Annotated in this window: 29 protein-coding genes, 2 tRNA genes, 1 rRNA gene and 1 pseudogene; 20 read left to right on the top strand and 13 right to left on the bottom strand. The window is 66.0% G+C overall.

The annotated features are described in order from the left end of the window. Window positions 1-31: 31 nt before the first annotated feature. Both rrf and MU558_RS06050 read left to right on the top strand, forming a co-directional pair. Window positions 32-153: ribosomal RNA gene (gene rrf, locus MU558_RS06055) — 5S ribosomal RNA — on the top strand. Window positions 154-304: 151 nt separating this feature from the next. Continuing rightward, window positions 305-380, top strand: a tRNA-Cys gene (locus MU558_RS06050). A gap of 62 nt (window positions 381-442) precedes the next feature. Here the strand turns inward: MU558_RS06050 and MU558_RS06045 are convergent. Then, window positions 443-703, bottom strand: coding sequence for a hypothetical protein (locus MU558_RS06045; protein ID WP_246972889.1), 261 nt, complete (start codon window positions 701-703; stop codon window positions 443-445). 153 nt (window positions 704-856) lie between these two features. On the opposite strand from MU558_RS06045, the gene MU558_RS06040 reads away from it, so the two are divergent. After that, window positions 857-1750, top strand: a complete 894-nt coding sequence (locus tag MU558_RS06040; RefSeq protein WP_246972887.1) for a hypothetical protein — start codon at window positions 857-859, stop codon at window positions 1748-1750. A 609-nt stretch (window positions 1751-2359) separates the two neighbouring features. On the opposite strand, the gene MU558_RS06035 is transcribed toward MU558_RS06040, so the two are convergent. From MU558_RS06035 to MU558_RS06025, 3 genes are all read right to left on the bottom strand, one after another. Continuing rightward, window positions 2360-2433 (bottom strand) — tRNA-Lys (locus MU558_RS06035). A gap of 199 nt (window positions 2434-2632) precedes the next feature. Then, on the bottom strand, window positions 2633-3340 hold the full coding sequence (locus tag MU558_RS06030; protein ID WP_246972884.1) for a DUF7119 family protein: 708 nt from the start codon (window positions 3338-3340) through the stop codon (window positions 2633-2635). A gap of 52 nt (window positions 3341-3392) precedes the next feature. Further along, the gene (locus MU558_RS06025) at window positions 3393-3539 is read right to left on the bottom strand and encodes a hypothetical protein (protein WP_246972883.1); all 147 of its coding nucleotides are present in this window, start codon (window positions 3537-3539) and stop codon (window positions 3393-3395) included. Between the two features lie 300 nt (window positions 3540-3839). On the opposite strand from MU558_RS06025, the pseudogene MU558_RS23520 reads away from it, so the two are divergent. The 10 genes and pseudogenes from MU558_RS23520 to MU558_RS05980 all read left to right on the top strand — a co-directional run. Further along, window positions 3840-3938, top strand: a pseudogene (locus MU558_RS23520) (DUF8134 family protein); the annotation flags it as partial. Between the two features lie 147 nt (window positions 3939-4085). Then, window positions 4086-4220 (top strand): hypothetical protein, encoded by a 135-nt coding sequence (locus tag MU558_RS23135; RefSeq protein ID WP_265781574.1) that lies wholly within the window; start codon window positions 4086-4088, stop codon window positions 4218-4220. Window positions 4221-4428: 208 nt separating this feature from the next. After that, a complete protein-coding gene (locus tag MU558_RS06015; RefSeq protein ID WP_246974837.1) occupies window positions 4429-5826 on the top strand; it encodes a sodium-dependent transporter in 1398 nt (465 codons plus the stop codon). Beyond that, the gene (locus MU558_RS06010) at window positions 5826-6152 is read left to right on the top strand and encodes a DUF8026 family protein (RefSeq protein ID WP_246972882.1); all 327 of its coding nucleotides are present in this window, start codon (window positions 5826-5828) and stop codon (window positions 6150-6152) included. The genes MU558_RS06015 and MU558_RS06010 overlap by 1 nt, the downstream gene beginning before the upstream one ends. Before the next feature lie 31 nt (window positions 6153-6183). Beyond that, window positions 6184-6654, top strand: coding sequence for a ribosomal protein S18-alanine N-acetyltransferase (rimI, locus tag MU558_RS06005; protein WP_246972881.1), 471 nt, complete (start codon window positions 6184-6186; stop codon window positions 6652-6654). Window positions 6655-6746: 92 nt separating this feature from the next. Further along, a complete protein-coding gene (locus MU558_RS06000) occupies window positions 6747-7151 on the top strand; it encodes a DUF5810 domain-containing protein (RefSeq protein WP_246972878.1) in 405 nt (134 codons plus the stop codon). A 25-nt stretch (window positions 7152-7176) separates the two neighbouring features. Then, the gene (locus MU558_RS05995) at window positions 7177-7587 is read left to right on the top strand and encodes a DUF5809 family protein (protein WP_246972877.1); all 411 of its coding nucleotides are present in this window, start codon (window positions 7177-7179) and stop codon (window positions 7585-7587) included. A gap of 56 nt (window positions 7588-7643) precedes the next feature. Next, window positions 7644-8051: a hypothetical protein gene (locus MU558_RS05990; protein ID WP_246972876.1), complete on the top strand. Its 408-nt coding sequence runs from the start codon at window positions 7644-7646 to the stop codon at window positions 8049-8051. Beyond that, window positions 8044-8580 (top strand): NUDIX hydrolase, encoded by a 537-nt coding sequence (locus tag MU558_RS05985; protein ID WP_246972875.1) that lies wholly within the window; start codon window positions 8044-8046, stop codon window positions 8578-8580. The genes MU558_RS05990 and MU558_RS05985 overlap by 8 nt, the downstream gene beginning before the upstream one ends. 348 nt (window positions 8581-8928) lie before the next feature. Continuing rightward, entirely contained in the window at window positions 8929-9294 is a 366-nt protein-coding gene (locus MU558_RS05980; RefSeq protein WP_246972872.1) for a rhodanese-like domain-containing protein, read from the top strand. A gap of 88 nt (window positions 9295-9382) precedes the next feature. Here the strand turns inward: MU558_RS05980 and yciH are convergent, their stop codons facing one another. From yciH to MU558_RS05950, 6 genes are all read right to left on the bottom strand, one after another. Next, window positions 9383-9676 (bottom strand): stress response translation initiation inhibitor YciH, encoded by a 294-nt coding sequence (gene yciH, locus MU558_RS05975; protein WP_246972871.1) that lies wholly within the window; start codon window positions 9674-9676, stop codon window positions 9383-9385. A gap of 183 nt (window positions 9677-9859) precedes the next feature. Continuing rightward, window positions 9860-12139 carry a transglutaminase TgpA family protein gene (locus MU558_RS05970; protein WP_246972870.1) on the bottom strand — a complete coding sequence of 760 codons (2280 nt, stop codon included), beginning with the start codon at window positions 12137-12139 and terminating at the stop codon, window positions 9860-9862. After that, window positions 12136-13152, bottom strand: coding sequence for a DUF58 domain-containing protein (locus MU558_RS05965; RefSeq protein ID WP_246972869.1), 1017 nt, complete (start codon window positions 13150-13152; stop codon window positions 12136-12138). The genes MU558_RS05970 and MU558_RS05965 overlap by 4 nt, the downstream gene beginning before the upstream one ends. After that, a complete protein-coding gene (locus MU558_RS05960) occupies window positions 13149-14132 on the bottom strand; it encodes an AAA family ATPase (protein ID WP_246972866.1) in 984 nt (327 codons plus the stop codon). The genes MU558_RS05965 and MU558_RS05960 overlap by 4 nt, the downstream gene beginning before the upstream one ends. A gap of 255 nt (window positions 14133-14387) precedes the next feature. Beyond that, window positions 14388-14582, bottom strand: coding sequence for a cold-shock protein (locus MU558_RS05955; RefSeq protein ID WP_246972863.1), 195 nt, complete (start codon window positions 14580-14582; stop codon window positions 14388-14390). A gap of 136 nt (window positions 14583-14718) precedes the next feature. Continuing rightward, on the bottom strand, window positions 14719-14994 hold the full coding sequence (locus MU558_RS05950; protein WP_246972861.1) for a DUF7573 domain-containing protein: 276 nt from the start codon (window positions 14992-14994) through the stop codon (window positions 14719-14721). 149 nt (window positions 14995-15143) lie between these two features. On the opposite strand from MU558_RS05950, the gene MU558_RS05945 reads away from it, so the two are divergent. Continuing rightward, on the top strand, window positions 15144-15338 hold the full coding sequence (locus MU558_RS05945; RefSeq protein ID WP_246972857.1) for a DUF8024 family protein: 195 nt from the start codon (window positions 15144-15146) through the stop codon (window positions 15336-15338). Here the strand turns inward: MU558_RS05945 and MU558_RS05940 are convergent. The 3 genes from MU558_RS05940 to MU558_RS05930 all read right to left on the bottom strand — a co-directional run bounded on the left by MU558_RS05940 (window position 15325) and on the right by MU558_RS05930 (window position 17658). Continuing rightward, window positions 15325-16305: a 5,10-methylenetetrahydromethanopterin reductase gene (locus MU558_RS05940; RefSeq protein WP_246972856.1), complete on the bottom strand. Its 981-nt coding sequence runs from the start codon at window positions 16303-16305 to the stop codon at window positions 15325-15327. The genes MU558_RS05945 and MU558_RS05940 overlap by 14 nt on opposite strands. After that, window positions 16302-17072: a coenzyme F420-0:L-glutamate ligase gene (locus MU558_RS05935; RefSeq protein WP_246972854.1), complete on the bottom strand. Its 771-nt coding sequence runs from the start codon at window positions 17070-17072 to the stop codon at window positions 16302-16304. Before MU558_RS05935 ends, MU558_RS05940 begins: the two co-directional genes overlap by 4 nt. A gap of 88 nt (window positions 17073-17160) precedes the next feature. Beyond that, window positions 17161-17658 carry a metallophosphoesterase family protein gene (locus MU558_RS05930; protein WP_246972852.1) on the bottom strand — a complete coding sequence of 166 codons (498 nt, stop codon included), beginning with the start codon at window positions 17656-17658 and terminating at the stop codon, window positions 17161-17163. A gap of 60 nt (window positions 17659-17718) precedes the next feature. On the opposite strand from MU558_RS05930, the gene MU558_RS05925 reads away from it, so the two are divergent. The 6 genes from MU558_RS05925 to MU558_RS05900 all read left to right on the top strand — a co-directional run bounded on the left by MU558_RS05925 (window position 17719) and on the right by MU558_RS05900 (window position 24830). Continuing rightward, complete coding sequence (locus tag MU558_RS05925) at window positions 17719-19026, top strand: eIF2B alpha/beta/delta subunit family protein (protein WP_246972850.1); 1308 nt, start codon at window positions 17719-17721, stop codon at window positions 19024-19026. Window positions 19027-19270: 244 nt separating this feature from the next. Beyond that, window positions 19271-20194 carry a D-2-hydroxyacid dehydrogenase gene (gene ddh, locus MU558_RS05920; RefSeq protein WP_246972848.1) on the top strand — a complete coding sequence of 308 codons (924 nt, stop codon included), beginning with the start codon at window positions 19271-19273 and terminating at the stop codon, window positions 20192-20194. A gap of 71 nt (window positions 20195-20265) precedes the next feature. After that, entirely contained in the window at window positions 20266-21192 is a 927-nt protein-coding gene (locus MU558_RS05915; protein ID WP_246972842.1) for an NAD-dependent epimerase/dehydratase family protein, read from the top strand. A 105-nt stretch (window positions 21193-21297) separates the two neighbouring features. Continuing rightward, on the top strand, window positions 21298-22422 hold the full coding sequence (locus tag MU558_RS05910; protein WP_246972840.1) for a lysylphosphatidylglycerol synthase transmembrane domain-containing protein: 1125 nt from the start codon (window positions 21298-21300) through the stop codon (window positions 22420-22422). 44 nt (window positions 22423-22466) lie between these two features. Continuing rightward, window positions 22467-23627: an alpha-1 4-glucan-protein synthase gene (locus tag MU558_RS05905; RefSeq protein ID WP_246972838.1), complete on the top strand. Its 1161-nt coding sequence runs from the start codon at window positions 22467-22469 to the stop codon at window positions 23625-23627. 63 nt (window positions 23628-23690) lie between these two features. Then, window positions 23691-24830, top strand: coding sequence for an extracellular solute-binding protein (locus MU558_RS05900; RefSeq protein WP_246972836.1), 1140 nt, complete (start codon window positions 23691-23693; stop codon window positions 24828-24830). Window positions 24831-24833 lie beyond the last annotated feature (3 nt).

Below are 24833 nucleotides of genomic sequence, written 5' to 3'. Positions count from 1 at the left end.
GTGACGACGGTTCGATTCCGTCGATCGGCGTTACGGCGGCCACAGCGGCGAGGCACCTCCCGTACCCATCCCGAACACGGAAGATAAGCTCGCCTGCGTATCGGTCACTACTGGAGTGGGCGACCCTCTGGGAACACCGATTCGCCGCCGACCATTCATACTGATCACGGCCAGCGTTCGCTGGTCGTGGTTTTCATCATTACCCCACACAGTGGCGACGCTGTGTGGGGATTTCTGTATTTGCGGACGACGTATAACGTCGTACCGCTACGCTTAAACGACAGCAGTGACTACGGTGAAATGCGCCAAGGTGGCAGAGTCCGGCCTAACGCAGCGGCCTGCAGAGCCGCCCACCGCCGGTTCAAATCCGGCCCTTGGCTTTTACACGTTACCCTAAAGCCCAGGACGACTACGTCTTGGCAACTCCTCTTATTTCGAGACGCTATGTATGATGCCTGACAAGGTTGCCTTCGAGGTAGATCTCCTCGTATAGCTTCGAGAGGGCGTCTTCGTTATCGAGTTCTTCGAGGATATAGATGTGCGCCGAGAGTACCTGCCGTTTACCAAGTGACGAGGATATTTCTGTCTCGGTGGTACCCGACTCAGTCGGTTCGAAATCTGCAGTGTGTTGCTCGATGGTTGTCGGTTCGTCAATCCGCAGTTCCTCAAAGGCTTCACCGACGAAGTATTCCAGTTTAGGCACGCGAATCTGAAACCGGGTCCGACCGATCATCGTAGTCGTACGCGAAGTGCCGAAGTCGAGGTTGGTCGTGGCACCTTGACTCTGGCTGTGGGTGTGTCTCGCTCTCTCGAGAACTTAGTAACCGTTATACGACGGGCGGACCACGCCTCACACATGCAATTCCGAGCAGGGCTGCTTTACATCGCCCTCTTCGCGGTGGTCGCTGCGGGCGCCTACGGTGTCATTGGCGCAGCAGAGTCCCCCGAAGTGACGGTCGATCCGGCAGACGCCGATTATCAACTGGAACCGGGTCAGGAGTTTCAGTTGAACGATCGGACGTACAACGCGACGGACGTCGGGGCTGATTCGGGCTCGATCGAGTACGTCAACGAGTCGGCGATCCTCGAGACGGAGTGGAGCGACGGCGATACGGTCGAACTCGAGGATGGCACGGAGTACGACGTGATGATCGACGGCGGAAACGAGACTGACGGTGGAAACGAGACCGACGGCGGAAACGAGACTGACGGTGGAAACGAGACCGACGGCGGAAACGAGACGGCTAGCGCTAGTTCGTTCGTGCTCGTCGAGAGCTTCAGCGAAGACGAGTACGAGACGGTCGAACGGGATGGCGAGCAGTACATCGTCGTCTCCGAGGGTGGTGACGAGGTGCTCGTTCCTCTCCTCGAGTTCGAGGGACTCGAGACGCAGACCTACGAACTCGGCGACACGATCGCGTACAACGATAGCGACGCCGGACGGATAATCGAAGGGAATATCACCGACATCTCGAGTGACACGGTGACCATCGAGTACGTGGGTGAGTCGTCGACGACCTACGACCTCACTGACGGCGAGGTGGCCACGATCGGTAATCAGGAGTTCGGCGTCGACTTCCCGGAAGAAGGGACCGTGTACCTCACGAGTGACGTCGAGAGCTTCGAGACACAGCAGGAGGAGATCACGCACTTCAATGAGCGAATCAGGGGTCTCTGGTGGGTGATCGCCATCGCCGTGACGACGATCGTCCTGTTGGCTGCGCTTGCGTACATGCCCGTTCGCGGATAACGTTTCGCGGTTTTCGCGGTTTTCGTCGTTCGTTTTCGGTATGCAGTGTCAGGTCTCTCGAGCGTGTTCGCTCTCTCGAGTGTGAACGATCTACAGCTCGGGTGTTTGCTCCAGTTGTAAGCGATACCGTGTTGGCACGTCCTGCAGTGGCGAGATGCTGGCCGCTGAATCGTCAGTTGTCGTTCTCGAGACGAGTCGTTGAAACAGTCTGGTGCCGTGCTACGGTGAAGATTTGCCGGAGAGCTCAGACCGTGTCAGCGCGTCGCGGTTCGACGGGGCACGGTCCGGTCCGATTTTCGATCGACACGTTTGACGTTGTCTCGCGGAACGGGCCGATTCCGCTACTGACAGCTCACGAGTTCGTTCGTGGCAAAAGCAGGCCGGGCGCGATTTGAACTACGCCGAGACATTCCGGGTCGCTCACTACGTTCGCTTCCCGGGCTGTGACTCGTCTACTTCAAACCGCTCGTGACCGTTTTGCCACTCACGAAGTTGTTCGTGGCAAAAGCAGGCCGGGCGCGATTTGAACACACGGTCGAAGCAAAGCTGTTCCTTGCGTTCAAATCACGCTGGCCGCTTTGCTCCTCATGAAAATGTTCGTGGCAAAAGCGGGCCGGGCGCGATTTGAACACGCGACCGTCTGGTTAAAAGCCAGACGCTCTGCCGGACTGAGCTACCGGCCCTGTACCAGACACTTCTGGCGAGTAGCGGTTAAACGTTTCTTTCTCCATCGGGTGATTCGGTTTCGGACAGCGGACTCGAGGTTGCCGACATCTGGCGATAGTCGTGGGGCGGGCCGACGATCGAAAGCGACGCTACCAGTCTCGTACTCTTGGCTGTCCCTGGTTCCCGAGGTGCCGGAATGATGGACGGTCGATAGTATCACTCGAGGTACGCCTCGAGTGCGTCGGCGACGAGCGTTCCCGGTTCGACGCCCTCGAGCGAGGCCTGGCGTCGAAGGTCGCGATAGGAGGTCGATGGCAGGGTGAGTTCGATCGTCCCGAGCGTGATGTCGTATTCGGCCAGTGCGCGGTCGATCGGGGTACCGTTGTTGATGGCGCTCGCGACGTTGCGGACTTCGCGGACGGTCAGGTCGCCGTCGAGTGTCGCCCACGCGAGCAGGAAGCGGGCTTCGCCACTGACGCGAGCGATGTGTTTTGCAGCGGTCGGCGCGATGGTACCGAGGGCGACCTGCCGTCGGACGGCACGCGGGAGATCGTGGACGCGGGCCCACTTGCGGATGAACGAGACGGTGACGTCGCCGGACGCCGTCTGCTCGGTGGCACGTTCCGCGGCAGCCTTGTACGAGCCGACACCCCTGACGAGGGCGGCGCAGGCGGCTGCGCCGCGGAGCATGTAGAGGTTGTCGTCCTCGCCCGCTGTTTCGGCCGCGAACCGTCGGACGACCTCGGCGGCCTCGGCGAGGCTCTCGGGATCGTCGGGGTCGAACTGGACGGCTTCGCGGGCGTGGCTGCCCGTGACCGACTCGTCGCCCCGGATGACGGGTGTCCCGACAGGCGACTCGCGGTCGGTCGGGATCGATTCTGGGCTGCCGTCCCGTGGGCGCTCTCTGGGACGCTCACTCGTCATGGCAGGACGGTAGGGGACTCGAGAGCAAAAACGCTCCCTCTCTGTGGCTCGTTCACGACTCTCGCTGCTCGGCGAGGTGTCGCCAGATCTCCGTGCAGCCGGCACCGACGTCGACGTCCTCGAGGTGGGCGTCGTCGCGGTCGTCTTCGTCGTCAGGAGTGGGTCGGTGCTGGCTGTCGTCGGTGTGGGCGCTGGTCATGGGTCGCCTCTCTCGAATGTCGCCGTCGGCGGTGTCTCTCTGGCTGCGTACCGTCGTGATTCGTGATTAGCTGTGCGGGTCGACATGGACGCACGTTCAGGCTATGGTCGCTTAAACGCACGTACGGCTGCAAACGATACCCTGTCTCTGAAATAGCGGAAACGACGGCCGCTATCTCGGTCGGTCGACTGTAGCGAATGTCGGCCGAGTCGGGCGGTTTTCGCGAAAGCAGCCGTCGTACGATCCGACGAGCACTGCACGGGCCGACGGAGCGAGGTGTACCGCCGTCGAACGAACGGTATGGCGATTGCACTGCGGACACTCGACGATGGGGCGTGGATCAGCGTCGACGACAGCCGAAAAGTAGGGGCCAGCGACGTCTGGACGCTCTCGAGTGGAACCTGATCCCGCTGGCCGATCAGCTCGGCATGGGCGATCCGGCGGACCTCCTCGAAGAGACCGCAGGGAAGAACAGGACGCACTCGAGAAGTTGAAAGGGCTCACGGAGTCGTTCGAGATGGAGGCAATTCCGGCGGGGTGATCACGATGGCTGATTCCGACCGCGGCCGAGAGTCGGACGACGAACGATCGGAGGAAGAGGGAGAAGAACAGGGCCAGTACGGCGGTACGCAGGATCACGAACTCACCGGTGTGGAAGGCGACAGTGACGACGACTCCTGATCCGTTCGCTTTCTTCAGGTTCCATCTGTCCGCATTGAGTTGCCATCCTGCTCGTCTACTGGTAATTAGTTCTTACTCTTGTGTTTCACGTTAACGAATAACGAACTTATACGATCCCTCGAATGATACGCCCTCCTGTGATTTGACGATGGCAGACACACCGGCAAAAACTGCTCGAGCCGAGTGGGGTACTCGGTTTGGCTTCCTGATGGCGATGATCGGGGCGATGGTGGGAGCCGGCAACATCTGGCGGTTCCCGTACGTCGCCGGAAACAACGGTGGTGGGGCGTTCATCCTCGCCTACCTGGCGCTGCTGTTCTTGCTCGCGGTGCCGGGATTGATGGCCGAGGTCGCACTCGGTCGCTACACCGGCAAGGGCGTCATCGGCGCGTTTCGCGAGGTCGTCGGCCGCAGCGGGCTCGTCGGCTTCGGCGTCGTCGTCTTGCTCGTAAACGTCGCGCTGATGTCGTACTACTCGCCGGTGATCGGGTGGACGCTGTACTACGCGATCCACTCGCTTCTGTTCACGTTCACGTCGGCAGGATTCCAGCCCGAGGCGTTCTGGACCGCGTTCCTCGACAATCCCATCCTCACGATCGGCCTCCACACCGTCGTGATGGGAACCATCGCGGCCGTGCTGGCGCTTGGTATCCGCCGGGGCGTCGAACGACTCGTCGTCTACGCGGTGCCGGCGCTGGTGTTCTCGCTCGTGGTGATGACGATCCGCGGGCTGACGCTCCCCGGTGCGAGCGACGGGATCGCGTTCATCTTCGGCGTCCAGTGGGAGTTCCTCGCGCGCAGCGAAACCTGGATCACGGCACTCGGGCAGGCGCTGTTCTCGACCGGTCTCGGCTGGGGAATCGCGCTCACCATCGGCAGCTACCTGCGGGAGTACGACGACGTGCCGCTCGGCGGCGGCGTCTTCACGGCGATCGGCGAATCCAGCATCGGCGTCCTCGCCGCGCTGGCGATCTTCCCCGTCGTCTTCGCCGTCGGCCTCGAACCCGACGTCGGGGCCAACCTGGCGTTCATCTCGCTGGTGCAGGTGTTCCCCGAGATTCCCTTCGGAGGCCTCGTCGCGATCCTCTTTTTCGTCGGCTTCTTCCTCGCGACGCTCACCTCGGGGCTGTTGATCACGGAGGTCAGCGTGACGACGATCTCCGAGGAGACCCGGCTCGATCGCACACAGACCGTCCTCGGGGTCTGTGGCGCGATCTGGCTGCTCGGCATTCCGAGCGCCTACTCCGTGACGATCCTCGACTACCTCGACTTCGTCTTCGGCAACTGGGGGCTGCCGCTCGCGACGCTCGCCATCATCGGCGTCATCGGCTGGGTGCTTGGTCCCCAGCGGCTGCGTCTGCTGACGGTCAACCAGAACGCCGGCATCTACGTCGGCCACTGGTGGAACCCCGTCGTGAAGTACGTCATCCCCGCCGTCATGCTCTTTATCGTCGCCTACTTCGCCTACGACAACTTCGGTTCCCCGGAGATGATCGGCGGGATGCTCGTGCTCGTATTGTTCCCGATCATCGGCTACGCGCTCATGTCCATCCTCGAGGGACGGGCCCCGCCCGAGGCCGCCGAAGTCCCCGGAGGTGACGACTGATGGCGCTGTCTGCTGGCGTCCTCGGGATGCTCGCGTTCACCCTGCTCGCCTTCTACGGCATCGCGGGCTGGGCACTCGTGCGCACGCTGCGCCAGGAGAGCCGGAAAGTCGAGATCCTCGAGGAGCAAGACCGGATGGATACCTACTCGCCGAAGGCACTCGCGGAACTTCGAGACTGGATCGAGGACAACCCCGACGATCCGCTGGTCGACGAGGCCCGCCGCCGGTACAACGAGTGTGTCGACACACTCGAGACGACGGACCGTCACTTCTACGACTGGTCCGACCGAGAGACCGATCGTCTCGAGCAAATCGGAGGCGAATAGTTCTTTGGTCCGCGACCACGTGAGTCGACCTGTGACGGTTTCCGCCCCCGAGGGAGACGACGTCGTCGTCCGCCAGGCCGAGCGCGCAGACCTGCTTGCTATCTTGCGAATCGAGAAGGCATCGTTTCCCCAGCCCTGGCCGTACGACGCGTTCGAAGGATTTCTCGGCGAACGCGGGTTTCTGGTCGCCATCGAGGACGATCAGGTAGTCGGCTACGTCGTCTCAGACGTGACGCCGAACCACGGCCGTGACATCGGCCACGTGAAAGACATCGCCGTCCATCCGGAACGACGGGGTGACGGCGTCGGTTCGGCGCTGCTCGCTCACTCGCTGTCGGTGCTTGCTGCCCAGGGCGCGACGTCGGTCAAACTCGAGGTCCGCGAGGGGAACGCGGGTGCCAGGCGACTCTACCGCGACTTCGGGTTCGAGGGACTCCGCCGGATTCCGGGGTACTACGACGACGGCGAGGACGCCATCATCATGGTGCGCAGCCTCGAGTGATCCCGTCGGACGACGCGGCCTCTCGAGTCGACGGGGCGTCGCTCCGGCAGTCGGACGTGGCCGTTATACGGATGCCAGCCGTACGCTCGAGCATGGGATACGTCTGTCCGGTCTGCGGCGCTGAACAGGCCGACGGAGTGCACCTCGCGAACCACCTCGGCGTCACCGCCTCGCTCGGCCGGGAGGACCACCTCGAGTGGCTCGAGCGCCACGCCCCCGACTGGGCCGACTGCGGTCCCGAGGAACTGGCGTCGCAGGTCGTCGAGTACGCCGCAGAGGTCGAGACACCCGAGTTCGAAGACGACCACGACCACGACCACGGGGCCACGTTCGAGGACGAACTCGCACGGCAGACCCGGCAGCCGGGCCGTGGCGCGATGGCGTCCCCGGGGACGACCGCCGAGACCGAGCGCGTCCTCGAGGAGGCCCGCGAGTTGACCCGGCAGATGTACGAGGACGGCGACGCCGATCGTTCGGACGGAGACGAAAACGAGTAACTGCCAGCGGTTCGACCGCTCCAGTATGCACACTGTCGGGACGTTCACGCCGGAGTCAGTCGACGACGCACGCGAGCACTACGAGGCGATCGGGCCGGCCGCACAGACGGTCGTTCGCGAACTCGCCCGCGCGATGTCGTTCGACCGCGAGGAGTACGCCGAACGCGTCACGAGCGACGTCGTCGCGACCGCCCGCGACGCCATGTTCGCGAGCCTGCTCGAGGTCCGGGTCGGAACGCGCGAGGAGTACGAGACCTGGCGGGACGAGTACGACGGCGACGTGACCGAGACCGGCCATGAGGCCGTCGACCGCGTCGTCTGGCACGCCGGGCCGACCGGCGAGGCGGTGGCGGCGACGTTCCAGAACGAGGAGGACGCCGCCGTCGCGACGCTGCGTCGGCAGGCGTTCGGACGTATCTACCGGGACCTGTTCTGATCGATCGGCGGTCGGCGACGAAACGCGTATGCCTTCCCGGTCCCGACCTCTAGCCGATGCGAAGGCGTTACCTGCTGCTCTTGCTGGTCCCTGCCGTCGTCTTGCTCGCACTCGGTGCCCTCCCGTCGATCCTCGGCGGTGGCGGTGACGTCTCCTACGTCGTCGCGGCCGAGGTCGACCTCGAGGACGGCGAGCCGGCGGCCGAGAACGCCACCGAGACCATCGCGTTCGAGAACCTCTCGGAGAATCGCTTTCCCTACACGGCCCAGGCGATCGACGAGGGCCGCTCTGATCCCTACGAGGAGGGACGCTTCGGACTGAAAAGCTCGTTCACGCACACCCCGTTCGACGAGTTCAGCGAGTTCGAGACGTGGAACCGCGCCGCCGTCGACGGCGACACGGTCTGGATCGAACGAAACGGTAGCTACTACCGCGTCGAGATCACACAGCATCCCGATGAGTGAGTCCAGCGAGTGGCGGGTGATCGAATCGGCGACAGAGTACGAGACCGGCTGGTACGACGGCGGCTACGACCTCGTCACCCAGCCCGACGGGGGCGAGAAACGCTACTACTGGGCCGACCTCCCCCCGGCGGTCGTCGTCGTCGCGCGGACCGACACCGACGTGCTGTTCGTCGAACAGTACCGCCCGACCATCCGCGAGACGCACCTCGAGTTACCCGCCGGAATCGTCGAAGAGGGCGAGTCCTACACGCAGGCGGCGGCGCGCGAACTCGAGGAGGAGACCGGGTTTCGTCCCTCGAGTACCGCCGTCCTCCAGGAGTACGCCGTCGCGACCGGTGTCCTCCGTCACGACCGGGCGATCGTCTACGCCGAGGGGCTCGAACCCGGCGAGCGCGACCTCGACGGCAACGAGTTCCTCGAGGTGCGGACGGTCCCGATCGAGGAGGCTCTCGAGCGGGCCCGCGAACAGCCGGCCAACGACGCGACGATCAGCGGGCTGTTGCTGGCGAAGGCGGACGGACTGCTGTGACGTCGTCTGTCGGGTGTTGAAACCGCTCGGAAACAGGGGTGTGGCTGGGAAGCACGAAGAGCGTGTGACACTGCACCCACAGCCACAGTGGTCTCCTCCACGGATTGATACATTACGTTTGTGTCCACTTCCGTCGCGTGAAACTGCGTGACACGGCGTTTCGACCCACCGCACTTTCTGCTCACGGATCGCTGTGCTCCCCGCTCGCTGTTCGATGTCTTCTGTCGTCTGAACGGGGCTGGGTCGCTCGACGGTCTCACTCGTATCACTCCACCGAACGCACGATCTCAACGGTGCCTCCACTCGAGCCGTGGTTCTTATTCGTCTCCCCTGCGAACGGCCCACATAATGGACGACGAAATCACCCCGGACGAGGTCTACGACCTCCTCGAGTCGGACGCCGACGTTCGGATCGTCGACATCCGCGCTCCGGCGAGTTTCGAACGCGGCCGCATCCCGAACAGCGAGAACGTCCCGTTCGACGAACTCCCGACGCGGATCGAGGAGTTCGAGGACGACGAACGCGTCGTGACGGTCTGTCCACACGGCAAGTCGAGCATCCAGGCGGCACGCCTCATCGGCTCTTACGAGGGGGCGGCCGACGCGCGCGTCGAGAGCATGGCCGGCGGACTCGAGGCGTGGGCGGAGTCCTACGAACTCGAGGCCGGCGACGACGAGTTCGCGGAGCCAGACGAATCAGATGCGCCGTTCTAGGACGGTCGAAGGCGGGGAGAAAGGGTAGTAACTGCGGGACGATACGTGAAGGTCCGTGGATCGGAAGCCGTCTCAGAGCATTGCGGGCTCAGGCGACGTTGAAGCCGCGGTCCCGAAGGAAATCTTCGACGCGGCCGGTGTGGTTGCCCTGCAGTTCGATGTGACTGTCTTCGACGGTGCCGCCACAGGCGAACTTGGACTTGAGATCCGACGACAGACTGTCGAGGTCGACGTCCTTCGGATCGAATCCTTCGATTATCGTTACTTCCTTACCGTATCTGCGCTCGTCAATGCGGATATTGAGTTGCTGTTGCCCCTTGGCGACGTCTTCACAGACGCATAGCTCTTCGGGGAGCCCGCACGTCGAGCAGACTTCCGACATTACGTCCAATGCTACGAAATGGGCATATTAAACACTATCGGGACCTTCACGCCTTCGTGCGGTCTTTTTTAGGTTTCGTGTGAATTATCGGCCCCCGTGATAACGGCGGACGCGAGTCGTCGTCGACACAACCGCAAGACGGGCCGGGGTGTGTCGGGACACGGTCCCATCCGACGGGACGAATCACCGCCGGAACCGGCGGACGATCGGCGTCCGGTCTCGAACGATCGCGTCGACGGTATGGACCGCCTCGTCGGCTTCTTCGCGGCCGACGCCGTCTCCGTACCTCGCCCGCTCGTACAGCCGTCCGACGCGCCAGACCCGACTGTCGACGAGCCCGTTCGCCGAGAGCGCCGAGAGGTACTGTCGCGTCGACTCGGACCGCCGCCGGGGGCGGTACTCCCGTTCGAGCAGTAACTCGAGTCGCCGGTAGGCGCGTTCGACGTCGCGGTCCGGATCACGTTGCCGCCATTGCCAGTGGAGTCTAAGTTCGCGGCTCGCTCGAGCGATCACGCCGGTCCGGTGTGCCCCTGCGACGAACCCGACCAGTAGCGCCAGTCCGAATGCGGTCTGCTCGACGCCCGGCCACTCGAACCCGTCGTCTGTCGACCTGCCTGCGTCGGACGCCGCGTCCGGATCGTCCGCACTCGAGTTGTTCGCGGTCCCGTTCGAATCGAACGATAGATTCCGTGGGTCGTTGGCGGTCAGCCGCGTCTCGTTTCTCGCCAGCACGTCCGTCCCGTTTCGCTCGCTCAGTCGGCCCACCTCGTCGGGCTGGTTCCCGGCGGACGCGTTGGAGACGCGGACCGCCTCGCTGCGATTCGTGTCGACGTCCTCGAGGCCGTCAGCGCGGGCCTGCTCGAGGCGCGCGGCGTGTGTCTGCTCGCGGGCACTCCCAGGCGTGGGATCGAACGCGACCCAGCCGTAGTCTGGGAAGTAGATCTCGACCCAGGCGTGGGCGTCGAGTCCGCGGACGACCCACTCGTCGTCGGCGACCTGCTGGCCGGTCGTGTAGCCGACGGCGTACCGGGCGGGGACGCCCTCTGTCCGGAGCATCTGGACCATCGTCGTCGCGAAGTAGACGCAGTATCCCTCGTCCATCTCGAGGAGGAACGCCTCCTCGATCGCGCCGTCGGGCCGCTCGATATCGAGCGAGTAGCCTTTCGTCAGCTCCAGGTGGCGTTCGATGGCGACGGCTTTCTCGTAGGGCGTCTCGGCGTCGCCTGTGATCTCCTGCGTGCGCGTCTCGAACGCGCTCGACGTTCCCTCGGGAAGCTGGAGGTATCGGTCGGTGACGTCCGCTGGGTAGTCGGTGCCGGCGGTCTGGAGTTCCGCGTCGGACGGATCGACGACGGCGCTCTCGACGCGGTAGGTGTCACCTTCCGCTAGCGGTTCGTCCGGTCGAATGCCGCCGTGGACGGTCACCTCTGTGTTCGCCGCGGCGTCGTCGCCGACCGCGACCGGCTGAGCCGCAGCGGGCATGACCTCTGCCGGTCCCTGGAGTCGGACGGTCTGCTGGACCGTCTTGGTTTCACCCGGTGGGGAGGGGAGCCCGCCGCCGTACGACTCCGACTGTCCCGTCCGGACCCACTGGTCGCCGGTGTATCGGTCGTAGACGCCCGTTCGCCAGTAGGCCGCGCGTTCGCTGCGGACGGTAAAGCGGACTTCCGGCGAGAGCTCGACCGAACCGCTGATTTCCACTCGCTCGGGGGCGTTCGTGGTCGTCCCCTCGAGGGTGGTGCTGTCGCCTTCGACGAGGAAGCTGGGATCGCTCGAGTCGCCGGCACTGGGGACGAACGTGACGGTCGTCGAGAGGAGCAACATCGTCGCAAAGAGGATCGCGAGGACGTCGGTCTGGGCGACGGTTCCATCCCGGCGCTCGAGTTCGCCGAAGCCGACGGCTGCGAGGGCGCCGACGGTGCCGAGAGCGGCCGTTCCGGTCGTCGCGTCGCCGGTGAGGACGAGAAACGTCAGGGCGGCCCCGCCGGCGACGACGCTCGCGGCGTACCGTCTGCGAAGCGCGAGGTACCACGAGAGGAAGACGGGGGCAGGGACGAATCCGAGCGTCCAGGTGCGGACGTCGATCATCTGGAAGATCGAGAGCCCGGTCGCGAAGGCGACGCTATCGGAGAGCAGTTCCCACGTTGCCGAGAAGACGACGCCGGCGCCGAGCCCTGCCGCAGTGAGGTAGTAGGCGAAGCCGACGCCGCCGATGACGACGGCGGCGACCGCCGCAGTTCGCGGCCTGATCACTCGAGCCAGCACCGTCGCCGTGGCGATCATCGCGACGACGAGCGCGACGAGCGGTTGCGTGCCGCCGACGACTGCCGTCACGTCCTGTAAGACGCTCACGTACGACGCCGTCTGGGCGAGGACGCCGCCCAGCGCGAGCAGGCGGAACGCCCGCGACTCGCGGGTCGCGTCGGCCGTGACGCCCGTCCCGCGACGGGACTTCGTGCTCACGTGATCACCCCTCGCCGCGGGTCGGCACCGCCGTCGATCGTCGCGCCGGCGAGTCGCTCGAACGGCACCTCGAGACCGTCGATTGTGACGGTCGTCCCGCCCTCGTCGGCCCGGATCAGGACGTCGGCTTCCCGTCGCGTTTCCGCGGCGAGCGTTCCGGGACCGGCCGTCGCGAGGAGCCTGAGTACGTCCCGGCGGTCGTGGCGTGCCGTCGCCGACGCCGATCCGTCCGGAACGACCACGTCGACTGGCACTGCCGACTCGAGGGCGTACGTGACGACGCTCGCCGTCGCCGCTGCCATCTCGTCCGTCGTTTCTGGGACCGACTCGGCGGCGACCGTGACCGTCCCGTCGTCCTCGTGGGCGGTAAACTCCTTGACGACGAGGTCGTCGTCGGGTCGTTTCGCGGCCGACTTCCAGTGGACGTTGCGCAGCGAGTCGCCGTGTTCGTACTCTCTGAGATGATCGAACTCATCTCGTCGGGACTCCTGGATTGCGCCCGTGAGCAGCGCAAAGTCGTCTCCCGAACCGCCACGGAGGTCGTACACCGGCGGATAGACGACGACTCGCGTCGTCCGGTCGATCTCGAACTGTCGCTCGACCAGCCCGAACGCGTCGGTCACCGATAGCGACAGCGGACCGACCTCGTGTTTGCCGCGGCACTCGAGTTCGAGTTCGTAGCTGTAGCCTCGCTCTGGCGCGAGCGTCGTCTCCGCGACGTTCCCGGTTGCCGAGAGGCCGCGACCGACGTCGTCTGCGAGTTCGGCGGCGATCGGTCGGTCGACGTCGGCCTCGAGCGAGACGGCTCGACGTTCGCCGACGAACCCCTCCTCGATCGCGGCACGACTGACGCGGGGTTCGTTGGCCCGGGTGACCGTGATCGCGCCGGCCACCAGTGCGACGACGAGGGGGACGACGATCGCGTTCAACGACCGCGGGCCGAACTTCCAGGCCATGACGAGACAGAAGCCGACGACGGCGACGACCCCCCACCCGCGTCTGGTGACTCTCATTCTACCGGTACGCGCTCTATGGCGTCGTCGACGACGGCTGCCCCGTCCCGGTCGTGACCGCTCGCAGCCGTCCTGATGCGATGGCTCAACACGGCGGGTGCCTCGCGTTCGACGTCGTCGGGGATCACGTACTCCCGCCCGTCGACGGCGGCGCGAGCCTGGGCGGCCCGCAGCAGCGAGATCGTGGCCCGCGGGCTCGCGCCCAGTCGGGCGTGCTCGCGGGTGTACCTCGCGAGTCGCGTCGCGTACTCGCGAACCGGGGCCTTCACCGACACCTCAGCAACCGTCTCGCGAGCCCGGACGATCGTCTCGAGGTCGGCCACGGGCTCTAAGCGCTCGATGGGGTGGTGGCCGACGGTTCGGTCGAGAAGCTCTGCTTCCTCGTCGGCGTCGGGGTAGCCGAGTTCGAGTTTCTTCGTGAAGCGGTCGACCTCTGCGAGAGGGAGCTCGTAGGTCCGGTTCGGCTCGACGGCGTTTTGCGTGGCGATGACCGTGAACGGATCCGGGAGCGGCCGCGTCTCGCCGTCGGCGGTGACCTGCTTTTCTTCCATCGCCTCGAGGAGCGCCGCCTGGGTCTTCGGCGGTGCGCGGTTGATCTCGTCGGCGAGAACGACGTTACCGAAGATGGGCCCGTGCTGGAACTCGAACTCTCGGTTCTGCTGGTCGAACACGTTCACGCCGGTGATGTCGGTCGGCAGTAGGTCGGGCGTAAACTGGATTCGGCTGAACGTACAGTCGATCGACGTCGCAATCGAGCGGGCGAGCATCGTCTTCCCGACGCCGGGGACGTCCTCGAGTAAGACGTGTCCACGGGCGAGGATGGTCGTGATAACGTGGTCGATCTCGTCTTCGTGGCCGACGATGACGCGACCGACGTTCGATCGAACGTCCTCACACAGCTGGGCCACGTCGCTCACCGGGAGGGGATCGACGGCCGTGGCTCGGTTCTCCTGCTCGGACGGGAGTGCGGCGTCTGTCATGATTCGAAAGTGTAACGCCAGCGTACCGGGTACCCTGGCCGCGCTCGTGCTTGTCAGAGATCAACGACTCACAGACATATGTTTTGTGCCGTTCAATTTTGACCGTTCTCGAGAGATTCACCGAGACTGATACGTGAAACGGGGATTAACGGCGCTCTCCAGAAATTGGTTTGTATCAGTTACGTTGTATATGCGCCGAAGAAAGCAGTAGCTACGCGAGTAGCGATCAGAGAACGATACCTCTACTGGACCACCTTACAGGCGCTCGACGTTCGTCGCGCGCGGGCCCTTCTCGGCCTCGACGATCTCGAACTCGAGTTCCTGACCCTCTTCGAGGTCAGGGCCACCGACGTCCTCCATGTGGAAGAAAACGTCCTCGTCCGCGTCGTCAGTCTCGATAAATCCGTAGCCGCCAGTGTCGTTGAAGAATGCGACCGTACCTTTCGCCATTGCATGCGTACAAAGCCACGACTGGGGCTTAAACCTTCTGGAGGTGGGGGTCCGATATCCGTCGTGGCACTGATTTTCCGGTCGTCGCCAGCCGTCGTCGTCCTTTGGACCCTGGTCGCCCAACGATCGCCCCGCCTTACCACTCTTTGCACGCGGGACAGACGAACGCATCTCCATCACGCCAGACCCGGTCGACGCTCGAGCCGCAGGCGCTGCACGTGTGCTTGCCCCACGCGTAGGTCCCGGTGGCGGGTTCGACGGCCGTTCGCTCGCCGTTCTCGCGTCCGTCCGCTTCGCCCGCCTGGGGACGCTGCGACGGCTCTTCCGGTTCGCGACCGGTCTCCCGGTCTGCGCTCTCCGCCGCCGTCCCGGCCTCCTCGAGAAAGTCCGTCAGCGTCGACTCGTCGGTCACACCTTACCTACGGCGTGGAGCCGCTTATATCTGTGAACTATCGGTCGATCGTGCGACGGTCGTTCGCCCGTCTCCGTGCCACGTTCGGGCAGTTCTTGTGCCTGACACGGATCGGCACGGCCAAGTACCCCCGGTCACAACCCGCGACTATGAACTCCGCTCCAGTGTTGAACGTCATCGTGGACAACCTCGTCGAGATGGTCGACCACTTCTCCGGCGTCGCTACGGGTGAGGCGCTCGCGCCGCTGCTCGTCCTCGTCGGGACGGCCCTCATCGTTCTGACGCTCGGCGCGTTCGGCTTCCTCACGCTCGGCGCGCTCGCCGACCTCGTTATTCCCGAGTAGCCCGCTCGAGCGCCTCGGCCGCGCGGACCACCGCGTCGTCGAGGTCCGGCCCGAGCGGCGACCCGACGACGATTCCGTCGACGTACTCGAGTACGGCAGCGAACCGCTCGGCGACCGTCTCGGTCGTCCCGGCGATACAGAACGCGTCGATCATGGCCGGCGTCACGTGGCCGAAGGCTTCCGAGAGGTCGCCCCGTTCCAGGGCGTCGCTTACGTCCGCTGCGGCCTTGCGGTCGATTTCGTGGCGCTCGAGGACAGGGTCTGCTGCGCCGCCGACGATGAACGCGACCGGCGGGCGGGCCGCTTCTCTCGCTTCCCGTTCGTCGCCTGCGACGCTCACGCTTGCGAACGCGAGCGCCTCGAACTCGCCGTAGTCGGCCGGTCGCTCGTCGAGCCCCTTCTCGATCTGTCCGGCCGCCCACTCGAAGTCGTCCGGGTGTGCGGCGTTGATCAGCGTCCCGTCGGCGTGTTTCGCGCTCATCCGAAGCATGTGTGGCCCCTGCGCGCCGACGTAGACCGGAATGTCGCGGGGCTCGAGGTTCAACGAGGCGTCGCGGGCGGTGAACGTCCCCTCGTGGGTGACGGTCTCGCCGGCCCAGAGGTCACGCGCGAGGTCGAAGCTCTCGAGGACCCGCCGGAGGGGACGCTCGCGGTCGATGCCGAGGTTCGCGAGCGCCGACCGGTCGCCCGCGCCGATGCCGAAGACGGCGCGTCCGCCACTCACCTCGTCGAGCGTCGCCGTCCGCGCGGCGAGGGTGACGGGGTGGGATTCGTAGGGGTTGACGACGCCCGGCCCCAGCCGGATCGTCTCCGTCGCCTCGGCCATCCGCGTGAGGGTCACGAACGGATCGCGGTTGAAGTAGTGACAGCTCGTCAGCGCCGCGTCGAACCCCTCGTCTTCTGCGAGGGCGGCGAGTTCGGCGATCCGGTCTGGTGGGTGTTCGGGCGTGAGTTCGATCCCGTTCATCGGCTCACCTCGTGGTCGTACCCCCACTCCCGCAGTGCCTGCCTGACGAAGTCCGTCTCCACGTCCCGGAACAGTTCGTCGCTCCCCTCGAGGTCGCCGAACGACCAGTCGCGGACGACGACGGCGGGCGTGCCGTCGGCTCCCTCTCCCGTCACGAGGTTCGCGGCCGCGGCGAGTTCGTCGACGACCGACTGGACGGTGACGCCGAGTTCGCGCCCGTCACGATCAGATTCGCCCCGCCAGTCCCGACTCGCGGGCATCCCCGCCCAGCCGAGTGCGACCCCGCGCTGGCCGTGGCGAAACGGTCGCCCGCAGGTGTCGGTGACGATCACCGCGACGTCGGCCGGGAGGCCCGACCGAATTCGTTCGGCACTTGCCGTCGGCCGCTTTGGCAACAACAGCAGGTCGTGGTCCGGCACGTTCGAGCGGTCGATCCCCGCGTTGACGCTCACATGGCCAAAGCGCGACTCGGTGAGCAAGAACGGGGCTTCCATCAGCAACTCGGTGCTCTCCTCCAGGACGGCCTGGGCGAATCGCGGATCCTTCCGCTCGCCCGTGATCGCCTCGAGGCGCGTCGCGATCTCTCTGGCTCGCGGTCCCGCCGGGAAGTCGTCGAGGTCGGCTCCGCGCCCCTCGGCTTTCGAGACAACGGTGCTCGCGACCGTCAGGACGTCGCCGTCCTCGAGATCGATCCGCTCGGCGACGAGTTCCGCGAGGTCGTCGCCGGGACGGATCTCCGGGAGGTCCGGCACGGCGTGTAGTTCCATACTCGGTGGGTGGGAAAGCGCGGTAAAAAGGCCTCCGTCACCGGAGACGGCGGCCGCTATGCGCGCTGGCGACCGTCGGCGACTCCGCCTATCCGGTTCGAAGCTCGATCTCGAGGTCGCCGTCCTCGACCGTCGCCACGAACATCGTCTCGCGGTCGGCGGGCGTCGCCCCGGTCGCGCTGCCAGGGTTCAACAGTCTGGTCCCGTCGACACGTTCGTCGACGACCTCGTGGGTGTGGCCCGCGACGCCCACCGCGTCTTCGTCTTCCTCTCGCTCGACCGTCTCCGCGACCCGATCGTGCCAGCCGCTGGGCGAGCCGGTGCCGTGGGTGACGACGAACGTCACGCCGTCGATCGCCACCGTCTTCGCTTTCGACAGTCCGAGCGCCGGCGGATCGACGTTCCCTCGAGCGGCGGTCAGGTTCCCGTCCGCGAGGTCCGCGATGCGTTCGTACACCCGCGGCGAGTCGAAGTCGCCCGCGTGGATCGTGTGGTCGGCTCGCAGGATTTCGTCGACGACCCACTCCGGGATCGCGTCGGCTCGAGACGGCACGTGCGTGTCGCTGATAATGGCAACCAGTGACATGGGTGGGCGTACGACGTCGACCCCGAAAGCGATTCCCCGTGCGCACTCGTTCGCTCGTCTATGACTGACGCTACGGACGAGACGACGACGGGCGACGACGCGAGTCACGTCGTCACCGCCTTCCTGCGAAATCGCGGGGAGGTACTGCTGTTGGGTCGCAGCGGCGAGGTCGGGACGTACGCGGGCCAGTGGGGTGGCGTCTCCGGCTTCGCGGAGGACGACCCCGACCGACAGGTCCGGGTCGAGATCGCCGAGGAGACGGGCCTCGCGGACGCGGTCACGCTCGTCCGGTCGGCCCGACCCGTGCGGTTCGAAGACGCCGACCTCGGTCGCGAGTGGGTCGTCCACCCGTACCTGTTCGACTGCGATTCCCGCGAGGTCGCGTTGAGCGAGGAGCACATCGATTACGCGTGGGTTCCACCGACGGCGATGGTCGACCGCGAGACGGTGCCGAAGCTCTGGGCGGCGTACGAACGCGTCGCACCTACTGTCCGCTCGATCGCCGCCGACGGCGACCACGGCGCGGCCTACCTGTCGATCCGCGCGCTCGAGGTGCTGCGCGACCGGGCAGGGCTGCTCGTCCGCGAGCGCCAGGAGGCCGAGACGGCCGAGTCGGACGCGGAGTGGGACGAACTCGCCGAACTCGCCCGGCGACTGCTCGAGGCTCGCCCCTCGATGGCGGTCCTGCGAAACCGGGTCAACCGGGCGATGGCCGAGGCCGACGAGGGGAGCGCCCCTGCGGTCCTCGAGTCCGCGCTCGCGGGGATCGACCGGGCGCTCGAGGCCGACGACGAGGCCGCGACGGCGGTGAGCGAGCACGTCGAGGGAACCGTCGCGACCCTCTCGCGGTCGGGGACGGTCCTCGAGGCGCTGCGGACGGGCGAGCCGTCGCGCGTGTACGTCGCCGAGTCCCGGCCGGCCTGCGAGGGCGTCGACGTCGCCGAGAAACTGGCCGACGACCTGCCGGTGACGATACACACCGACGCCGCCGTGGCACACGTGCTCGCGAGCGAAGACGTCGACTGCGTGCTCGTCGGTGCCGACACCGTCCTGCCGGACGGTCGCGTCGTCAACAAGACCGGCACGCGGGCGCTCGCGCTCGCCGCCGCGCGCGAGGAGGTTCCCGTCTACGCCGTCGCCGCGACCGACAAGGTCTCGACGCGCGAGGCGGTCAATCTCGAGTCCGGTTCCCGGGAGGCGGTCTACGACGGAGACGCGCCGCTCGACGTGCTGAACCCGACGTTCGACGTGACGCCCGTCGACTGCGTCGACGGCATCGTCACCGAGCGCGGAACGCTCTCGAGTGCGGGTATCGGCGAGGTGGCCGCGGAGTTGCGCAACCTCGAGGGGTGGGCGAGCGGCGAGTGACGGGTCGCAGTCGGAAGCGATAGACGGAAAGTCCTCGCCTGCCAAGCACGGGTAGGGCGGCCATGACGAAGAGTTACCCCCTCTGAGCCCCTTGTGACGATGCTTTTCACCCGAGCCGCCCACTTTACGCCGTCCAGATCGATCTTCGGGAGGCGTCTCGACCGGCCCGTTCTCGAGTGCGTTCGGCCGAATGTCGCTCGTGTTCGAGCGAAGATTGAACTCGAGACCGTTCGTAGCGCCGTGCATGCAACTCGAGCGACTCGGTGTTCACGACTCCGTCGACGCGGTCTTTCCGCCGGAAGAACTCGCAGACGAACTCGCCGACCTCCCGGTCGACGTCCGCGTTACCGACGACGAGGGGATCGGGGCCTGCGACGCCGTCGTCACCTTCGAGCACCGCGAGGCGTTCGCGGACCTCGAGTGGATCCACTCGATCCAGGCGGGAGTCGACCGGTTCCCGTTCGACGTCCTCGAGGAGCGCGACGTCGTCCTCACCAACAGCACGGGGATCCACGACCGGACGGTCGGCGAGACGGTCGCTGGCTACCTGCTTTCCTTCTCGCGTCGCCTCCACGACCACGTCGCCCACCAGCGGGAGCGGCGGTGGGAACGACCCGACTGGGACGAGGCGTTCACGCTCCCCGGCACGTCCGCCTGCGTCGTCGGAACCGGCACGCTGGGACGTGGCGTCGCGTCGGTCGCCGGCGCGCTCGGCGTCCGGATGACGGGCGTGCGCCGCTCCGCCGATCCCGTCCCCGAGTTCGACGAAATCTACGCGAACGACGACCTCCACTCCGCAATCGGCGACGCCGACTTCGTGATCGCGACCGTTCCGCTGACCGACGAGACCCACCACCTCTTCGGTCCCGACGAGTTCGCCGCCATGCGCGAGGACGCCTACTTCGTCAACGTCGCCCGCGGGAGCGTCGTCGACGAACCGGCGCTGGTCGACGCCCTCGAGTCCGGCGAGATCGCGGGCGCGGCGCTGGACGTCTTCGAGACCGAACCGCTCCCCGAGGAGTCGCCCCTGTGGGACATGGAGGAGGTGATCGTCACGCCCCACTGTGCGGCGTACACCCGCGACTACTTCCGCGACGTCGGCGAGATCGTCCGCGAGAACGTCGATCGACTCGAGACCGGCGAAGATCTGTACAACAGGGTCGTCTAGACGGATCGTCACAGCCGACCCCCGACGCCGGACGGACGTGTTTATGTTACGGGAGCGATCAGATACGGCCGATGACCGACAGACGGACGCTCGTGACGGGGGGTGCGGGCTTCATCGGCACCCACCTGGTCGCCCGACTGCTCGAGGACGGCGAGGACGTGATCGTCGTCGACGACTGCTCGAACGGCTCGAGAGAGCGCGTTCCCGACGCCGCGCGCTTCGTCGAGGCCGACCTGACCGATCCGGACGCACTCGAGGGCGTGCTCACGTCCGACGTCGACCGCGTCTTCCACCTGGCGGCGTCGAAGCTGGTCGACACGGATCGGCCGTACGACCAGTTCGAGCGCAACACGCGGATGACGCTGACGCTCCTCGAGGCGATGTGTAACGCCGACGTCACCGACTTCGCGTACACGTCCTCGTCGACCGTCTACGGCGAAGCGCCGCGACCGACGCCCGAGGATTATGCGCCGATGGAGCCGATCAGCACATACGGCGCGAGCAAACTTGCCGACGAGGGCCTGCTCGCGACCCACGCTCACAGCCACGACTTCACCGTCTGGAACTTCCGGTTCGCGAACATCGTCGGCCCGGGACTTCGTGGGGCAGTGATCCCCGACTTCGTCGAGAAACTCCACGAGAACCCCGAGACGCTCACCATCCTCGGCGACGGCCGACAGGAGAAATCCTACATGCACGTCGACGACTGCGTCGACGCGATGTGTCACGTCGTCGAACACGCCGACGACGCGATGAACACCTACAATCTCGGGACCCGGACCACCACGTCGGTCGACCGGATCGCCGCCATCGTCGCCGACGAGATGGGTCTCGAACCGACCTACGAGTACACCGGCGGCGACCGCGGCTGGACCGGCGACGTGCCGAAGATGCGCCTCTCCGTCGAAAAACTCGCTGCACTGGGCTGGGAGCCGACGCTCTCGAGCGACGAGGCCGTCAGACGGTCGGCTCGAGAACTGATCGCAGAACTGACCTGACCGCAGGCGACCCGTTCTATCACGATTCTGCCGCTAGCCGCCCGCTCGAAGCATCCTGGTCGAGTTTTAGGTGGACTTAAATATCTGCTCCCGCAGGGTTCGACCATGGACGACGGTAGCCGTGAGGATGCGACGGACGGTCGGCCGGCTCGCGGCGGGGTGTTCTCCCGCCGCTGGGCGACGTTCGCGGGGACGGCGCTCGTCGTCGTCGGCCTGCTCGCGGCCGTCCGTGCGGTCGACGTCGACGCCGTGGTCGCCGACGTGACGGGGGCGGACCCGCTCTTGCTCGGCGTCGCGACGGTCGTCTACGCCGTCTCGTGGCCCCTCCGTGGCCGCCGGTACGGCGACGTGCTCGCGACGATGGGCCACCACGTCGGAACGGGCTTTCTCACGACCGCCGTCTTCGCGAGTCAGACGGCGAACCTCGCGATCCCCGCCCGGGCGGGCGACGCCGTTCGGGCGTACCTCGTGAAAGACCGCGAGGACGTTCCCTACCCCACCGGGTTCGGTTCGCTGGCGGTCGAACGCGTCTTCGATCTGCTGACGATCGCGACGCTGGCGGGCGGGGCCGTTCTCGCGTTCGCCCTGCTCGGCGACTCGAGCCCACTCGGCCTGGTGGACGACCTCGAGTACGGTCGGCGGGCGCTCGAGGCGGCTTCGGTCGTCGCGACGGCCGCCGTCGTGGTCGCGACGGCTGCCGTCGGTGTCGCCTACAGCGACCGTGCGCTCGGTCCGCGTCTTCGCACGCGCGTGAGTCGGTGGCCACGCCTCCGGCGTGCGATCGACGCCCTTCTGGATCTACTCGCGGACGTCCAGCGCGTCGCGACGAATCCACGTGCGGTGGCGACCGTCGGCGTCGAGAGTCTCCTCGTGTGGGGACTGGACGTGCTGACCGCGGTGGTCGTCCTCGCGGCCGTCGGTGCGGGACTCGACGCGCCGACCCTGCTGGTCGTCGGGACGCTCGCGGTGAGCGTCGGGAACTTGGCGAAGGTCCTGCCGCTCTTGCAGGGTGGAATCGGGCTGTACGAGGCGGCGTTTACCGGCCTCGTCGTCGGGCTCACGCCCGTCGGCGCGAGCACGGCGCTGGCCGGGGCGATCGTCGATCACGCGCTGAAAAACGCGATCACGCTCGTCGGCGGCGCGGGCGCGCTCGCGTCGCTGAACGTCTCGCTATCGACTGCCGCCACCGACGGGCGAACCGCCGTTCCCGACGGACCGGCCGACGACTGACCGACATCGGCACGTTTTTTAGGCCAGCCTAAAATTGTTGGAGCATGAGCCAGGACATCTGCGTCGTCGTCCCGACGATCCGGGAGTACGAGTGTATGCGCTCGTACTTCGACAACGTGCGCGACCACGGGTTCGACCTCTCGAGACTCCACGTCGTGCTCGTGACCGAGGACTTCTGTGAGACCGAGGCGATGGAGACGATGCTCGAGGAGGAAGGCGTCTCTGGCGAGGTCTTCGACGGGACGCGACGCGAGGAGTGGTACGCCGACCACGGCGTCACCGAGTACGAACACGTCGTTCCGGCCGCGAGCCACGCCGAGACGAGTTTCGGCCTGCTATACATGTGGGCGAACGACGAGTTCGAGTACGGCGTGTTCATCGACGACGACACCCTCCCGCACGAGGACGAGGACTTCTTCGGGACTCACCTCGAGAACCTCGCCTTCGAGGGCGAGATCGAGGCCGTCTCCTCGGACGAGCAGTGGGTGAACGTCCTCTACCAGAACGCCGAGGAACACGGCCTGTACCCGCGCGGATACCCCTACTCGGCGATGGGCGAGACCGTCGAGACCGACACGACCACGATCGAGGCCGGCGAGGTCGTCGCCTCCCAGGGTCTGTGGACGAACGTCCCGGACCTCGACGCGGTGCGGATCCTGATGGACGGCGATCTGCAGGGTCAGGCCCAGACGCGGACGACCCGCGAGGACTTCGCGAACGACTTCGTCGCCGCGGAGGAGAACTACCTCACCGTCTGCTCGATGAACCTCGCGTTCCGCCGGGAGGTGATCCCGGCGTTCTACCAGCTGCCGATGGACGACAACCCGTGGGACGTCGGCCGGTTCGACGACATCTGGAGCGGCGTCTTCCTCAAGCGCGCCTGTGACGTCCTCGGCAAGCAGATCTACAACGGCGCGCCGCTGTGTGAACACAACAAGGCCGCCCGATCGACGTTCGACGACCTCCACAACGAGGTCGCCGGCCTCGAACTCAACGAACATCTCTGGGAGATCGTCGACGACGCCGGCGCGGACGCCGACAGTTACGCCGACGTCTTCGCGGCGATGGCCGACGAACTCCGCAGTCGGGAGTGGGAGGAGTACCAGAACGGCGAGTTCTTCGCCCACGTCGGCGAGTACATGCACGACTGGCTGGCGTGTCTCGACGCACTCGAGGGCGCTCGCGTCCCCGTCGCCGACGACTGATACCGTCGGACGTGAGTTGGTATGGATCGACGACTATAAGTGTTTTTAGGCGAGCCTAAAAACATGGACGAGAAAGGACGATTCCCCGATCGAAGCGACAGACGAACGTTCCTCGCCGGATCGGCGACGCTCGGCGTCGCCGGACTGGCGGGCTGTCTGGGCCTGTTTGGCGGCGACGACGACGGCGACGACGACGGTTCCGACCTCACAGAACTCGGCTACGGCCGCCAGGGTCAGGAACTCGGTGGGACGAGTATGGCGGAGATGCCCGACCTCGAGGGCGAACTCTCGGTCTACTCCGGTCGCGGCGAGTTCCTCGTTGGCAACCTCCTGAGCTACATCGAGGACCTGTACGACGACTTCTCGTTCTCGCCACAGCCGCGATACGGCAACTCGACGGAACTCGCCAACACGATCGTGACCGAAGGGGACGGCACGTCTGCGGACGTGTTCTTCTCCGTCGACGCCGGCTCGCTCGGCATGCTCGCCGACGAGGGCCGAACGCGCACGCTGTCGGACGACGTACTCGAGATGGTCGGCGAGGAGTTCCGGACCGACGGGTGGATCGGTACGTCCGGGCGCGCTCGCTCGATCCCGTACAACACGAACGTCCTCTCCGAGGACGACCTCCCTGACTCCATCATGGAGTACCCCGACGGCGTCGACGCCCAGCTCGGGTGGGCACCGGGCTACGCCTCCTGCCAGGCGTTCGTCACGGCGATGCGCATCCTCGAGGGCGAGGACGCGACCCGGCAGTGGCTCGAGAGCGTCGTCGACGCCGGTATCGCGACGTACGGCAACGAACTCGCGGTCTGTGAGGCGGTCGCCGACGGCGACCTCGACGCCGGATTCACCAACCACTACTACATCCAGCGCGTGAAAGACGGTCGGGAGGACGCGCCGATCGCGACGACGTTCACCCAGGGCGACGCGGGAGCGATCTTCAACGTCGCGGGCGCGGCGGTCATCGACGAAGCAGACGACCCCGAACTCGCAGAGAACTTCATCCGTCATCTCCTCTCGACGGAGGCCCAGGACTACTTCGCGGTCCGGACGTTCGAGTATCCGCTGGTCGAGGGCGTCCCGCCGGTCGGCGAACTGCCATCGATCGAGGACCTCGACGTCCCCAACATGGACCTGACTCGGCTGTCGGACCTCGAGCCGACGGTCGACATGATGCGCGACGTCGGCGTCCAGTTCTGATCG

It is taken from the genome of Natribaculum luteum (assembly GCF_023008545.1).
GTDB classification, from domain to species: domain Archaea; phylum Halobacteriota; class Halobacteria; order Halobacteriales; family Natrialbaceae; genus Natribaculum; species Natribaculum luteum.
Note: the sequence above shows the minus strand (reverse complement) of the source record. Positions and strands in the feature narration are given on the sequence as shown.

Coding starts and splice junctions, on each gene's coding strand:
- MU558_RS06040 (WP_246972887.1), top strand. CDS start 857: ATGCAATTCCGAGCAGGGCTGCTTTACATCGCCCTCTTCGCGGTGGTC.
- MU558_RS06030 (WP_246972884.1), bottom strand. CDS start 3,340: ATGACGAGTGAGCGTCCCAGAGAGCGCCCACGGGACGGCAGCCCAGAA.
- MU558_RS06025 (WP_246972883.1), bottom strand. CDS start 3,539: ATGACCAGCGCCCACACCGACGACAGCCAGCACCGACCCACTCCTGAC.
- MU558_RS23135 (WP_265781574.1), top strand. CDS start 4,086: ATGGCTGATTCCGACCGCGGCCGAGAGTCGGACGACGAACGATCGGAG.
- MU558_RS06015 (WP_246974837.1), top strand. CDS start 4,429: ATGGCGATGATCGGGGCGATGGTGGGAGCCGGCAACATCTGGCGGTTC.
- MU558_RS06010 (WP_246972882.1), top strand. CDS start 5,826: ATGGCGCTGTCTGCTGGCGTCCTCGGGATGCTCGCGTTCACCCTGCTC.
- MU558_RS06000 (WP_246972878.1), top strand. CDS start 6,747: ATGGGATACGTCTGTCCGGTCTGCGGCGCTGAACAGGCCGACGGAGTG.
- MU558_RS05995 (WP_246972877.1), top strand. CDS start 7,177: ATGCACACTGTCGGGACGTTCACGCCGGAGTCAGTCGACGACGCACGC.
- MU558_RS05990 (WP_246972876.1), top strand. CDS start 7,644: ATGCGAAGGCGTTACCTGCTGCTCTTGCTGGTCCCTGCCGTCGTCTTG.
- MU558_RS05985 (WP_246972875.1), top strand. CDS start 8,044: ATGAGTGAGTCCAGCGAGTGGCGGGTGATCGAATCGGCGACAGAGTAC.
- MU558_RS05980 (WP_246972872.1), top strand. CDS start 8,929: ATGGACGACGAAATCACCCCGGACGAGGTCTACGACCTCCTCGAGTCG.
- yciH (WP_246972871.1), bottom strand. CDS start 9,676: ATGTCGGAAGTCTGCTCGACGTGCGGGCTCCCCGAAGAGCTATGCGTC.
- MU558_RS05965 (WP_246972869.1), bottom strand. CDS start 13,152: ATGAGAGTCACCAGACGCGGGTGGGGGGTCGTCGCCGTCGTCGGCTTC.
- MU558_RS05960 (WP_246972866.1), bottom strand. CDS start 14,132: ATGACAGACGCCGCACTCCCGTCCGAGCAGGAGAACCGAGCCACGGCC.
- MU558_RS05955 (WP_246972863.1), bottom strand. CDS start 14,582: ATGGCGAAAGGTACGGTCGCATTCTTCAACGACACTGGCGGCTACGGA.
- MU558_RS05945 (WP_246972857.1), top strand. CDS start 15,144: ATGAACTCCGCTCCAGTGTTGAACGTCATCGTGGACAACCTCGTCGAG.
- MU558_RS05940 (WP_246972856.1), bottom strand. CDS start 16,305: ATGAACGGGATCGAACTCACGCCCGAACACCCACCAGACCGGATCGCC.
- MU558_RS05935 (WP_246972854.1), bottom strand. CDS start 17,072: ATGGAACTACACGCCGTGCCGGACCTCCCGGAGATCCGTCCCGGCGAC.
- MU558_RS05930 (WP_246972852.1), bottom strand. CDS start 17,658: ATGTCACTGGTTGCCATTATCAGCGACACGCACGTGCCGTCTCGAGCC.
- MU558_RS05925 (WP_246972850.1), top strand. CDS start 17,719: ATGACTGACGCTACGGACGAGACGACGACGGGCGACGACGCGAGTCAC.
- ddh (WP_246972848.1), top strand. CDS start 19,271: ATGCAACTCGAGCGACTCGGTGTTCACGACTCCGTCGACGCGGTCTTT.
- MU558_RS05915 (WP_246972842.1), top strand. CDS start 20,266: ATGACCGACAGACGGACGCTCGTGACGGGGGGTGCGGGCTTCATCGGC.
- MU558_RS05910 (WP_246972840.1), top strand. CDS start 21,298: ATGGACGACGGTAGCCGTGAGGATGCGACGGACGGTCGGCCGGCTCGC.
- MU558_RS05905 (WP_246972838.1), top strand. CDS start 22,467: ATGAGCCAGGACATCTGCGTCGTCGTCCCGACGATCCGGGAGTACGAG.
- MU558_RS05900 (WP_246972836.1), top strand. CDS start 23,691: ATGGACGAGAAAGGACGATTCCCCGATCGAAGCGACAGACGAACGTTC.